We start from the raw sequence: 12,820 nt of genomic DNA, 5'->3' as shown, positions 1-12,820 counted from the left end.
CCTGTCCCCCTCATATGAACATTTGTTTCTTTTTTTATTATTCAAAAATAGCACAGACCATGTTTTATTGTAAGGTTTAAAAGAAAACACGCAATATTTTTATTGTTTTGAAAACAAATAAAAAAGCATCCCAAAGGATGCTTTCTACATATCAATCTACTGGTACTACTGAGCCGCCCCATTCTTCCAAAATGAAATCTTGGATTTCCTGAGATGTTAACACTTCAACTAATGCTTTCACATTTTCATTATCTTCGTCGCCTGCACGTACAGCAATAATATTTACATATGGCGAATCAGATGATTCTATTGCAATTGAATCTTCTAAAGGGCTGATGCCAGCATCAATTGCATAGTTGGAGTTGATCAAGACTGCATCTCCTTCACCCGATTCATATAATTGAACGAGCAAAGCTGCTTCATAGTCTGGCTCAAATTGTAAATTTTTCGGATTTTCAACAATATCGCTCACTTCAGCCGATGTTTTATCTACATCTTCTGCCAATGTGATTAAGCCTTCTACCTCAAGCAGCGATAAAATACGCCCCTGCTCCGATACCGAGTTGCTCATCAAAATGGTTGCATCTTGTGGTAATTCATCAAGAGAAGCATGTTTTTGTGAATAAACACCGATTGGTTCAATGTGAATCCCTCCAGCATTTTCAAACTCATAACCATTATCAGCTATTTGCGTCTCTAAGTAAGGCACAGTTTGGAAATAGTTGGCATCAATTTCACCAGACTCTAAATCTTTATTTGGCAGGATATAATCCTGATACGTTTCGATTTCTAAGTCAATTCCTTGTTCTTCAAGCATAGGTTTCGCTTTTTCTAAAATTTCAGCGTGAGGCACGTTAGAAGCTCCTACGCGTAATGTTGCAGATTCTTCTTCGCTCGCTCCACCATTTCCATTGCCGCATCCTGCTAGTACTAATGCTGTTAACGCTGTTCCTACTACAAATTTCTTCATCTAAATCTCTCCCTTATGGTGTGTTTGTGTATAGAACGGAAATTCCGTTTTTACCGTTTGTCAGCTTTAATTGTTACTAAATCACCAATATATTGAATGATAAAGACAATAATTAAAATTAAGATTGTTGCCATCAATGTGACGTCTTCACGACTTCGCTGAAATCCATCTAGGAAAGCAAGTGTACCAAGACCACCTGCGCCGATAATTCCCGCCATAGCTGTATAGCCAACTAATGCGATAGCCGTAACTGTAATACCAGAGATTAATGCTGGTTTCGATTCTGGTAATAAGACTTTCCAAATAATTGTGCCCGTCGTTGCGCCCATGGAACGAGCGGCTTCAATGACGCCTTTATCGATTTCTTTTAACGCGATCAAGACCATTCGTGCATAGAATGGAGCAGAACCGATTATCAATGCCGGTAAAGCCGCATTAGGTCCACGAATCGTTCCCATAAGTAATAATGTTAATGGGATTAATAGAATGATTAAGATGATAAATGGAATCGAACGGAATATGTTGACGAATGCGCCCGTCAACCAATTGACCACTTTGTTTGCCCATAACTGCTTCGGCGCTGTCAAAAACAGAAGAATCCCAAGTGCTAACCCAATAATAAATGTAAACAAAGTTGATATCGCCGTCATATAAAGCGTTTCAAGTGTGGCTTCCCACATGTTTTCCCAATCAACGTTTGGAAATAAAGACTCAATCATTTTGCATCACCTCCGCTTGAATATCTTCTGCACGAAGAAAGGCTAATGCTTCTTCAATTTCTGCCGGAGAACCTTTTAACTGCAAAATCAATGTTCCATACGCTCCTCGCTGTGTATGTGAAATATTCCCTTGAACAATATTGACGTCTACTGAATGGCTGCGAATCAATTTTGTTAATAAAGGCTTTTCAGTTTGTTCGCCAAGAAAGACCAATTTTACTAATTCACCGGTTGGGTATAGTTCCCGCAAGTTTTTAATGGTTTCTCGTGAATCTTTGCTATCAGCTACTTGTGCAACAAAGCGCTTCGTGATTTCTGCTTGTGGAGATTGAAAAACAGTTAACACATCTCCAAGTTCAACCACTCGACCGCCTTCCATTACCGCTACGCGATGACATATTTTTCGTATAACATGCATTTCATGAGTAATCAACACAATCGTTAGTCCGAGACGTTTATTAATGTCCACAAGTAAGTCTAAAATAGCATCCGTCGTTTCTGGATCAAGTGCCGACGTTGCTTCATCGCATAATAACACTTCGGGATCATTTGCTAACGCACGAGCAATACCAACGCGCTGCTTTTGTCCGCCAGACAGTTCAGACGGATATGCGTTTTCACGACCAGCTAACCCCACAAGTTCGATAAGTTCCTGTACTCGTTTTCCACGTTGTGATTTTGCCACTCCGGCAATTTCTAATGGAAACTCAATATTTTCTTTCACGGTACGAGACCAAAGCAAGTTGAAATGTTGGAAAATCATGCTTACTTTTTGGCGAGCTTTGCGTAATTCTCCACCTTTGATCGCGGTGATCATTTGACCGTTAATTTCTACAGTTCCTGATGTCGGCTTTTCCAAACCATTTAATAAGCGGATTAACGTACTTTTACCTGCTCCACTATATCCGATAATCCCGAAAATTTCTCCATCGGCAATGGATAAATCGACTTCGTCAACGGCTGTTAGTATTGCTTTGCCCGTGTCGAATTTTTTTGTTACTTTCTTTAACTCAATCATTCTTCTAACACTCCTAAATCTTAAAATAAAAAACCCTTCTGCGCATAAATGAGCAGAAGGGCAAACGTATATTATACGGAAACCAATCTCTCATCTATCAAAGCTTTCGCTTTGAGTGACTTGGCACCATTTCATTTTCATGACGGTTGCCGGGCTTCATAGGGCACTTCCCTCCACCGCTCTTAATAAGAGTTCGATATGAAATTTTTAACTAATTAAACCTGTAATAAGCGCTGGCGCTTTCCTATCAGAAAACTAATTTACCACGATCGACTGTATTCGTCAACAGCTTTTAATTTATTATACAAATAAGGTACCGAATGGAAGGCATAAACCTTTTCTTTTAGTTTGCCACCTTCTGTAATTAATAAGCAAGGTACACTCTCTACTTCATAAAGGTCCGCAATTTCTTGAACATAATTCAAGTTTGCTTTGCCCATTGGCAAATCGGGTAACAATTCCGTGATGACCGATAACATCTTAGACGCGACTTGGCACGTTCCGCACATCGGTGTATATAAATAATAGGCTGTTACGTCTTGTGTATTTTTTTCTTTGATCCATTCTTTATGGGTCCATTCTTTCATTTTTTTCATCCCTCTATTAATAACGTTTTAACTTGAATGTTTGCAGTTATGAGTACATCTTTTAATATCCGAAGCGGCGTTGTGGCGACTTCTTTATAGCACCGGTCGATATAAAAATGACTAGCTTCAGGAAATTCTCGTTTTACTAGCTTTCGCAATTTCTCACCTGACGAATCTGCATCTACCAATATGATGATGTCCTGACCTTCGTATGGCAGTAAAAGCTCTTCAAGTTTTGTTGCACTTACTGTACCATTTGTACAAAGAATCGTCACGGGTTCTGCAATGAGTGGTGCTATTCGTAACTTATCGCTAATCCCCTCTACAACAATCACCTTCATAACCCTCACCCCACCGAATCAAGAATATGACAAGTCCTACTTTCAAATCACCACATTATGCTTCAAAACTTCTTAACGTAGAAAATAATTCTTTTAGTAATTTGCTTACTTTAAAAATACCAATGATAGAGGTCCTAGTCCATTTTCAAGCTCAGAGGAAGTATAGCTAGCTACCCCATGCAACTAAAAAAAGCGCCAAGATGCTGGCGCTTTTCAGAAATTACTCGTTCGTCATTTCTTTGTATTGATCTGCAGTCATTAATTCATTAACTTCTTCTTCAGAAGGGGCTTCGATAACGACCATCCAAGCCTGCTCATAAGGCGATTCGTTAACAAATTCCGGGCTGTCTTCAAGCTCAGAGTTAACTTCAATCACTTTACCGCTAATGGGTGCATACAATTCCGAAACCGTTTTAACGGATTCCACGCTACCAAAAGGTTGATCTTTTTTCAGTTCGTCTCCAACTTGTGGAAGTTCAACGAAAACGATGTCTCCCAATTCAGCTTGCGCGAAATGAGTAATGCCGATACGTGCATTGCCATCTTCGATTTTAACCCATTCATGTTCTTTTGAATAACGAAGTTCTGCCGGTGTGCTCATCTTGACCCCTCCAAATTATGTAGTTCATTCAAATTTAGTTTGACATAAACAGCGGCGAAATACAAGCTGCCACTATGCGCTTATAACCATGTATTTTGATATTCTGCTTCTTTAAAGCCCAGTACCGCTTTTTCACCATCCCATGCTAATGGACGTTTAATCAACATGCCATTTGAAGCTAGTAGCTCTAACTGCTCTTCTTCGCTCATAGTTGACAATTTATCTTTCAAACTAAGCGAACGATAAACCAAACCACTCGTATTGAAAAACTTCTTTAACTCTAAACCGCTAGCTTTATGAATTTCTGCTAGTTGTTCTTTTGTTGGTGGATTTTCTGAAATATGTATTTCATCATACTCTACCCCATTTTTTTCAAGCCAACTTTTCGCTTTACGACATGTTGTACATTTTGGATAAGCATAATAAGTAATCAAGTTAAAACCTCCCTTTTTTCTTAGCTTACCAAAAAGAAGAACCTTGGTCGATGTATAAAAATAGGCAACCCCACTATAAATGGGATTGCCTTTTACTTACACGACGTATTTTTCAACATCGATCAACTTCACTGCTGCTTCGCGTTTTTTCGCGATTACATTATAAGGAGTTGAACGTGTTAATTTGCGTAAAGCAGATAACATCATGCGCTGGTTATCTCCTTCGATAGCAGCGATTAATGTCTCTTTTGCATCTCGTTCAATTTGATCAAACGCTTCTTGGCAATAAATTTGTGTATACAAAAGTTTTTGTTTTGCTTTTTCTTCACCTGAAGCAGCAATTGCTTTCTCCGTGCGAAGAACAACTGATTCCATCGCAAAGACGTTGCTGACGATATCTGCAATGTTGACAAGAACTTCTTGTTCAGCTTCTAGTTTCGAGCCATACGTTTGTGCTGCAAGTCCAGCAGCCAGTAGAGCAATTTTCTTCGCATTTTTCACCAAGTATTTTTCTTGGTCTAATGCTTCTGTTCCTACTTCTTCAGGCATCATCATTAATAGCTCTTCTTGTAGCTTTTGAGCGTGTTGCAATAATGGCAATTCACCTTTCATCGCTTTACGTAATAATGTACCCGGCACTAACAAGCGGTTGATTTCATTTGTGCCTTCAAAAATACGGTTAATACGTGAATCACGGTAAATGCGCTCGATTTCATATTCTTGCATAAAGCCGTAACCACCATGCAATTGAACGCCTTCATCTACAATATAGTCCAATGTTTCCGTACCGAAAAATTTGTTTAATGAACATTCTACTGCAAATTCTGCGATTGCATCTGCCACTAATTTGCCATCTGCATGCTGCTCATCCGTAAAACCACTCATGCGATCTTCGAATAAACCAACTGTACGGTAAACCGAACTTTCTACTGCATACAATTTAGAAGCCATTGTCGCTAATTTTTCACGCGTTAAGTTGAATGACGAAATTGGTGTTTTAAATTGCTGACGTTGGTTTGTATAAGGAATCGTCAATTCCATCGCACGTTTCGATGCACCGATTGTACCTACTCCTAATTTGTAACGACCAATGTTCAAAATGTTAAACGCGATAATGTGTCCACGTCCTGCTTCACCTAATAGGTTTTCCACCGGAACTTCAGCGTCCTCTAATATTAATGTACGTGTAGAAGACGATTTAATGCCCATTTTCTTTTCTTCAGGTCCAACAGAAACGCCTGGGAATTCACGCTCTACGATAAAAGCAGAAAATTTGTCGCCGTCAATTTTTGCATAAACGACGAAAACATCCGCAAATCCAGCATTGGTGATCCATTGCTTTTCACCGTTTAATACGTAATGTGTACCAGCTTCGTTTAACTTCGCTACCGTTTTAGCTCCTAGTGCATCAGATCCTGAACTCGGCTCTGTTAAGGCGTAAGCAGCGATCATTTCACCAGATGCTAAACGTGGCAAATAGCTTTGTTTTTGTTCTTCGTTACCAAATAAAACGATTGGCAATGAGCCAATTCCTACGTGTGCTCCGTGAGTAATCGAGAAACCACCCGCTTTGGACATTTTTTCAGCAATTAAAGCTGACGCAATTTTGTCTAATCCAAGACCGCCGTATTGTTCAGGCACGTCTGCCCCTAAAAGACCAAGCTCACCAGCTGTTTTCAACAAACGAACCGAGTGCTCAAATTCATGGTTTTCTAATTTTTCAACGACTGGCATTACTTCAGTGTTGACGTAATCCTCAGTAGATTTTGCAATCATTTTTTGCTCTTCTGTAAAGTCTTCCGGTGTAAACACACGTGACAAATCTGCATCTTCGATTAAAAAGCTTCCGCCTTTGATCAATGTTTTTTCTTGTTCCATGTTAAATTCCTCCTATTTTTTACTTACTTATATGATTTGTGTTATAGGTTGAAGAATTCGCTTCAGGCGGACGCTTTCCTGGGGGGCCGGCTGAAGCGACTATTAATCTACACTTATTCTCTACAGCATTTCAAAGACGCCAGCTGCGCCCATTCCTCCGCCAATACACATTGTAACCACACCAAATTGTTTGCCTTGGCGTTTTAATTCACTCATCATACGGATGGTTAAAATTGAGCCTGTTGCACCAAGTGGGTGACCGAGTGCGATGGCACCGCCGTTAAAGTTTACTTTGTCGATATCCAAACCAAGTTCCCGGATAACACCTAGTGATTGCGAAGCGAATGCTTCGTTTAGTTCCCAAACATCGATGTCATCAATCGTTAGTCCAGCTAATTTTAATGCTTTTGGAATTGCGACAATCGGTCCGATCCCCATAATTTCTGGTGGAACGCCACCTGTAGCGAATGAACGGAATTTCGCGATTGGCTTGAGTCCAAGCGCTTCAGCTTTTTCACGGTCCATGACCAGCAATGCCCCAGCACCGTCAGAAGTTTGCGAGGAGTTCCCAGCCGTAACCGATCCACGCGCTGAGAAGGCTGGACGTAATTTGCCAAGTCCGTCCGAATTTGTTCCATGACGAACGCCTTCGTCCATTGTGAACATTGATGTTTTTTCTTGGTATTTGTTATTTTCATCAACGTAACGTTTTTTTACTTCGACTGGTACAATTTCATCATCAAAATGTCCAGCTGCAATAGCTGCTGCTGCTTTTTCATGAGAACGAACAGCAAATGCATCTTGGTCTGCGCGGCTAACGCCATATTTTGTCGCAACTTGTTCTGCTGTATGTCCCATGCTCATATAATATTGAGGAGCTGTTTCCGCTAGTTTCGAGTTCGGACGAATCACGTTCCCCATCATTGGTACCATACTCATTGATTCTACGCCGCCTGCGATGATCGCTTCGGCTGACCCGACCATAATCCGTTCTGCTGCATAGGCGATTGTTTGAAGACCTGAAGAACAAAAGCGGTTTACAGTAACAGCCGGTACTGTATCCGGCAATCCTGCAAGCGCACCGATGTTACGAGCAATGTTCATGCCTTGTTCTGCTTCTGGCATTGCACAACCCATGATTAAATCATCAATCGGTCCGTCATAGCCACCTGCTCGTTGTAGCGCTTCTCGAACAACTAATGCACCGAAATCATCCGGTCGCACTGTTGCCAAAGAACCTTTTGTCGCTTTTCCGACCGGTGTTCGAGCACTGGCCACAATTACTGCTTCACGCATGTGTATTTCCTCCTTTTATATCAACGATTAATTACGTAACGGTTTTCCTTTAACCAACATATGTTGCATACGTTGCTGGGTTTTTGGTTCGGCTACTAGACTTAAGAACGCTTGGCGCTCAAGATCAAGCAAGTATTGCTCATCTACTTTTGTGCCGTATGGAACTTTACCGCCTGCTAGAACAAACGCTAGTTTTTTAGCAATTTTTAAATCATGCTCGCTAATGTAACCCGAAATGAACATGCCTTCTGCACCTAAAAGAAGCGTTGCATAACCCGGCTCACCTGGAACTGGAACTTTTTCACGTAGTGGCGCTTGGTAGCCATTTTCATATAAAGAAAGAGCCGCTTGTTTTGCATCGTATAGAAGATGGTCGCTATTGACACTGATGCCATCTACAAAGTTCAAGAAGTTGTTTTCACGCGCTTCTTCTGCTGAAGTTGACACTTTCGCCATCGCGATTGATTCGAATACCTTTGTTGCGATATTCAAGTAATCAATCGTAACGCCATTTGGTAAACCTTTTAGCTGCTTCATATAAAGCTCTTTGTTTCCGCCGCCGCCTGGGATTAGCCCAACACCAACTTCAACAAGACCCATATATGTTTCCATCGAAGCTTGTATATGCGCAGCTGGCAACGTTACTTCTGCACCGCCTCCAAGAGACATGCCAAATGGTGCTGCGACAACTGGTTTGTTGCTGTATTTAAGCTTCATCATGGCGTTTTGGAAAGTTTTAATCGTAAAATCAAGTTCAAAAATATTGTCATCTTGCGCTTCCATCAAAATCATGCCCAAATTCGCACCGACACAGAAATTTTTGCCTTGATTGCCGATTACAAGTCCTTTGTAATTTTTATCAACTTCATCAACTGCGAAATTGATCATTTGCATAATGTCTAACCCAATTGCATTTGAACGTGAATGGAATTCGAGTAACGCAATTCCATCGCCTAAATCGATTAAGCTAGCACCTGAATTTGATTTGATAACGCCATGCTTTTTCTTGTATCGCTTTAAATCAATGACTTTTTCGTTGACTGGAACTGGTTGATACGTTGTGCCGTCAAAGAAATGAAGGTCGCCATTTTCTTCTTTATAGAAGTTTTCGTTTCCGCTGTCTAAAAGTGATTGCACAAATGCCGGAACCGAATGCCCTTCTTGTGTCATTTTTTCTACTGATTTTTTCACGCCAATCGCATCCCATGTTTCAAACGGCCCTTGTTCCCATCCAAAGCCCCATTTCATGGCATTGTCGATAGCAACGATATCATCTGCGATTTCTCCGTTCAGTTCAGCCGAGTAGCGTAGTGTTGGAGCAAGTATACTCCACAATAATTCGCCAGTCCGATCTTCTGCATAAACGAGCGTTTTCATTTTAGCTGCAAGCCCTTTTTGTTGCTTCGCCATTTCTTGTGAAGGCGTTTTCAATTTACCGGCTTCACGGTATTCTAACGTTTCCGGGTTTAGTTCTAATATCTCTTTGTCTTTTTTCAAGAAGAATCCTTGACCAGACTTAGCTCCTAACCAGCCGTTTTCCACCATTTTTTTCATGAATGCTGGAGCATCAAAAACTTTTTGTTCTTCTCCTGAAGTTTGATCATAGACGTTTTTGGCTACGTGCATAAAAGTATCCAGACCGACAACATCTAATGTTCTAAATGTAGCTGACTTCGGACGACCAATTAGCGGTCCAGTAACTGAGTCTACTTCACCGATTGAATAACCGCGCGCCATCATCTCACGTAATGTGACAAGCAAACCGTAAGTGCCGATTCGGTTAGCGATAAAGTTTGGTGTATCTTTGGCAAGTACAACCCCTTTACCTAATTGATCTTCTCCGAATGTCGACATAAATTCTAGCACTTCTGGAGCTGTCGTTTTTGCTGGAATAATCTCTAGCAATTTCAAGTAACGTGGTGGATTAAAGAAATGCGTCCCTAAGAAATGTTTGCCGAAGTCTTCTGAACGTCCCTCGACCATGGCATTAATGCTAATGCCTGACGTATTAGACGAAACGATTGTTCCTTCTTTTCTAACCTTATCAATCTTTTCATATAAAGATTTCTTTACATCAAGATTTTCAACAATAACTTCAATAATCCAATCTACATCTTGTAATTTCTCTAAATCATCTTCTAGATTACCCGGTGTAATCAATTGAAGATTTTTCTTAGCTGTTAATGGAGCTGGTTTTTGTTTTAGTAGTTTTTGAATGGATCCTGTTGCCAGACGATTGCGTACCACTTTGTCTTCAAGCGTTAATCCTTTTGCTTGTTCTTTTTTCGACAATTCACGCGGAACAATATCGAGTAATACAACTGGTATTCCTATATTTGCAAGGTGCGCTGCAATTCCTGAACCCATGACACCTGAACCGAGTACAGCCGCTTTTCTAATTTGGTAAGCCACTAGCAAACCCTCCTTGAATTTTTGAATGAATACTCATTCATTTTTAGTTTAAAAAAATAGAACGTTCTTCTATGTCTTTAAGTGTAAGTTATTTTCCTTATTTTCGCAATATTTAATCGTTAAAAATTCCCTAAAATTTTCAAAGACAAATAATTTGCGATTTATTAAAAGCACGGTAAACTGAAAGAGAACCTATAAGGAGGCACTTTAAATGAAATCACTTACTACAACTGAACAATTTAATGAAGCTATTAACGGCGAACAACCAGTCATTGTGAAATTCCAAGCGGGTTGGTGCCCTGACTGTCGTAGAATGGATATGTTTATCGACCCAATCGTTGAAGAATATAATCAATACCAGTGGTTGGATGTTAATCGCGACGAACTTCCAGACATTGCAGAAAAATACGATGTCATGGGAATTCCAAGTTTACTAATCTTCAAAGGTGGAGAAAAAACAGCTCACCTCCATAGTGCGAATGCTAAATCTCCCGAATCGGTTACAAACTTTTTAAACGATCAAAACGAGTAGGCCCCCGCCTACTCGTTTTTTCGTTATACTATAAGGAGTACCAATTTTTATAAAACATGATATAGTTTGAGCAGCTACACGATTTCCCCTTATTACAAATTTCGGAGGTATAAGAATGGATCCACAACAGGAGATAAAACAATTACAAGACCAGCTGGTTTATTTTAAAAAGCTGATTAAAAATATGTCTGCGCCGATTATCCCTTCGGTTGTACCCAAAACTATTTTAGTGCCAATCGCTGGCTTTATTTTTACAGATCGCTTTGATTTGATTCGTACAGCAGTTTTAGAGTACGCAGAAAAACACCGAGATACCGAACGGGTTATTTTTGATTTTACTGGAGTAACGACCGATGACTTGATGGAGTTTGACTATAATGGACTGGCAAGTGAATTAAGCCAATTAAACTCCGCTCTTGGGTTAATGGGTTTACGCGCCATTTATGTTGGTTTTAACCCATTGTTTGTACGTGAAATAGTACATGCAGGAATTCAAGTTGAATTAGAAGTTTATACAACTTTTAAAGTAGCACTTGAACACGTTCTTAGTGAAAACAAAAAATTAGTGCCTAAAGTATGATTTTTTAACTCTTCCATAACGATGTGGAGGTCTAGCTTATGAAAAAACTAATCGATTTTCAAGGACTTTCTCAATACGATAAAAGCATTTCAAAAAAATATCGACCTTCTGCATGTGGCCCAGTTACCATAGCAGCCATATTGCACCATTATGAGGAGCTTGAAATTGGTATGAACCAACTTTACCGGCTACTCGGTTCGACTCCTTTTGGGTTGTTTACTTGGCGCCTTGTGAAAAATTTCCGAAAAATCAATGGTGGACGCTTCGAAGTTAAGAAAATCACTACAATTGAAGAAGTAAAAGAAGAATTACTAGCAGGACGTCCACTTGCGATGAAATTTGACCGTTACTTCACGTTTCACTGGTTTTCAAAACCGACATACCGTTACCATTGGGTACCACTTATTGGCTTTGAAGAAGGGGCAAATGATGTTCTTCTTTATATTCATGATAATGGACAAAAAAACCGCCCCAGTAAAATGCGGACGGTTTCTTATCAAAAAAATCGAAAAGTACTTACTTTTGTTAAAATTAAGCCCAAGGATCTGTAACATCAATATTCTTCTCAAGCTGTTTAGCGAGCAATATTAATTCCTGATCGCGACATAATTGAATATGGTCACTCGTGTAGTTAGGAACCGTAATTTCTTCTAGCGACACGTCCAACTGGATGTCACATTTGATGACAGCCAGTTTTTTTGATAGCAATAACATCTCTTTATGCTCATCGATTTTCTTTTTCTGTGCCGGCTTTAACTCTTCAATTGCTTCTAGTACACCATCTGTTGAACCATAGTTTTGAATAAGTTGAAGAGCGGTTTTTGGACCAATCCCTTTTACCCCTGGATAGCCATCACTCGGATCGCCCATAAACGCTTTTACGTCTGCAAACTGTGATGGTTGAATGCCGTACTCTTCTATAAACCTCGCTTCTGTGTAAACATCATAAACGTGAAACCCTTTTTTCATGAATGCAATATTAACCGAAGGCGTTAACAATTGCAGCATGTCTTTGTCCCCTGTGATGATGGTGAAGTCTACTTGGTCTTGCCATTGCTTTGTGAAAGAGCCGATAAAATCATCTGCTTCTATCCCCGCTTCGCCATAATTTTTCCAGCCAAGTTGCTTAGAAATTTCTTGCGCCCAGTCAAACTGGTGTACCATGTCTTCTGGAGGAGCTGGCCGATTGGCTTTATAACCATCAAACAAATCCGTGCGGAATGTTTTAGAACCCATGTCCCAACAAACTGCCATATGTGTAGGCTTCATCATTGTTTTCGCAGTTAAAACGTGACGGGTAAATCCTTGTACGCCATTTGTTGCCAAGCCTTCCGTTGTTCTAAAATACTGATTCACAGCAGATGTCGCAAAAAACGATCGGAATAGCAACGCCATTCCATCGATTAATAATACATGTGGTTTTTCCATACTAAAAATCCTCCATCTTTTTAT

The 12,820-nt window shown here is 40.1% G+C and carries 14 protein-coding genes and 1 riboswitch; of the genes, 3 read left to right on the top strand and 11 right to left on the bottom strand.

Annotated elements, in window-relative coordinates:
- Positions 1 to 151: 151 nt before the first annotated feature.
- From BCM40_RS05395 to BCM40_RS05350, 10 genes are all read right to left on the bottom strand, one after another.
- On the bottom strand, positions 152 to 970 hold the full coding sequence (locus tag BCM40_RS05395) for a MetQ/NlpA family ABC transporter substrate-binding protein (RefSeq protein WP_065526816.1): 819 nt from the start codon (positions 968 to 970) through the stop codon (positions 152 to 154).
- A gap of 50 nt (positions 971 to 1,020) precedes the next feature.
- Complete coding sequence (locus tag BCM40_RS05390; RefSeq protein ID WP_065526817.1) at positions 1,021 to 1,689, bottom strand: methionine ABC transporter permease; 669 nt, start codon at positions 1,687 to 1,689, stop codon at positions 1,021 to 1,023.
- Positions 1,682 to 2,707 carry a methionine ABC transporter ATP-binding protein gene (locus tag BCM40_RS05385; RefSeq protein ID WP_065526818.1) on the bottom strand — a complete coding sequence of 342 codons (1,026 nt, stop codon included), beginning with the start codon at positions 2,705 to 2,707 and terminating at the stop codon, positions 1,682 to 1,684. The genes BCM40_RS05390 and BCM40_RS05385 overlap by 8 nt, the downstream gene beginning before the upstream one ends.
- Positions 2,708 to 2,794: 87 nt before the next feature.
- Positions 2,795 to 2,899, bottom strand: a riboswitch (SAM riboswitch).
- A 68-nt stretch (positions 2,900 to 2,967) separates the two neighbouring features.
- Complete coding sequence (locus BCM40_RS05380) at positions 2,968 to 3,294, bottom strand: thioredoxin family protein (RefSeq protein WP_065527735.1); 327 nt, start codon at positions 3,292 to 3,294, stop codon at positions 2,968 to 2,970.
- A 5-nt stretch (positions 3,295 to 3,299) separates the two neighbouring features.
- Positions 3,300 to 3,635, bottom strand: coding sequence for a toprim domain-containing protein (locus BCM40_RS05375; protein ID WP_065526819.1), 336 nt, complete (start codon positions 3,633 to 3,635; stop codon positions 3,300 to 3,302).
- Positions 3,636 to 3,855: 220 nt separating this feature from the next.
- On the bottom strand, positions 3,856 to 4,236 hold the full coding sequence (gene gcvH / locus BCM40_RS05370; protein WP_008429509.1) for a glycine cleavage system protein GcvH: 381 nt from the start codon (positions 4,234 to 4,236) through the stop codon (positions 3,856 to 3,858).
- Between the two features lie 80 nt (positions 4,237 to 4,316).
- A complete protein-coding gene (locus tag BCM40_RS05365) occupies positions 4,317 to 4,670 on the bottom strand; it encodes an arsenate reductase family protein (protein ID WP_065526820.1) in 354 nt (117 codons plus the stop codon).
- A 96-nt stretch (positions 4,671 to 4,766) separates the two neighbouring features.
- Positions 4,767 to 6,548: an acyl-CoA dehydrogenase family protein gene (locus BCM40_RS05360; RefSeq protein ID WP_065526821.1), complete on the bottom strand. Its 1,782-nt coding sequence runs from the start codon at positions 6,546 to 6,548 to the stop codon at positions 4,767 to 4,769.
- A 120-nt stretch (positions 6,549 to 6,668) separates the two neighbouring features.
- A complete protein-coding gene (locus BCM40_RS05355) occupies positions 6,669 to 7,844 on the bottom strand; it encodes an acetyl-CoA C-acetyltransferase (protein WP_065526822.1) in 1,176 nt (391 codons plus the stop codon).
- A gap of 27 nt (positions 7,845 to 7,871) precedes the next feature.
- A complete protein-coding gene (locus BCM40_RS05350) occupies positions 7,872 to 10,256 on the bottom strand; it encodes a 3-hydroxyacyl-CoA dehydrogenase/enoyl-CoA hydratase family protein (protein WP_065526823.1) in 2,385 nt (794 codons plus the stop codon).
- A 211-nt stretch (positions 10,257 to 10,467) separates the two neighbouring features.
- Here BCM40_RS05350 and BCM40_RS05345 point away from each other — a divergent pair, with 211 nt between their 5' ends.
- The 3 genes from BCM40_RS05345 to BCM40_RS05335 all read left to right on the top strand — a co-directional run bounded on the left by BCM40_RS05345 (position 10,468) and on the right by BCM40_RS05335 (position 11,919).
- Positions 10,468 to 10,788 (top strand): thioredoxin family protein, encoded by a 321-nt coding sequence (locus BCM40_RS05345; protein ID WP_008429521.1) that lies wholly within the window; start codon positions 10,468 to 10,470, stop codon positions 10,786 to 10,788.
- Between the two features lie 115 nt (positions 10,789 to 10,903).
- A complete protein-coding gene (locus tag BCM40_RS05340; protein WP_065526824.1) occupies positions 10,904 to 11,368 on the top strand; it encodes an STAS domain-containing protein in 465 nt (154 codons plus the stop codon).
- Positions 11,369 to 11,406: 38 nt separating this feature from the next.
- The gene (locus BCM40_RS05335) at positions 11,407 to 11,919 is read left to right on the top strand and encodes a C39 family peptidase (RefSeq protein WP_065526825.1); all 513 of its coding nucleotides are present in this window, start codon (positions 11,407 to 11,409) and stop codon (positions 11,917 to 11,919) included.
- On the opposite strand, the gene BCM40_RS05330 is transcribed toward BCM40_RS05335, so the two are convergent.
- The gene (locus BCM40_RS05330) at positions 11,900 to 12,796 is read right to left on the bottom strand and encodes a 5'-3' exonuclease (RefSeq protein WP_065526826.1); all 897 of its coding nucleotides are present in this window, start codon (positions 12,794 to 12,796) and stop codon (positions 11,900 to 11,902) included. The two genes, BCM40_RS05335 and BCM40_RS05330, sit on opposite strands and share 20 nt — an antisense overlap.
- Positions 12,797 to 12,820 lie beyond the last annotated feature (24 nt).

Origin of the sequence: Planococcus donghaensis (assembly GCF_001687665.2) — a bacterium.
Taxonomy (GTDB): domain Bacteria; phylum Bacillota; class Bacilli; order Bacillales_A; family Planococcaceae; genus Planococcus; species Planococcus donghaensis.
Note: the sequence above shows the minus strand (reverse complement) of the source record. Positions and strands in the feature narration are given on the sequence as shown.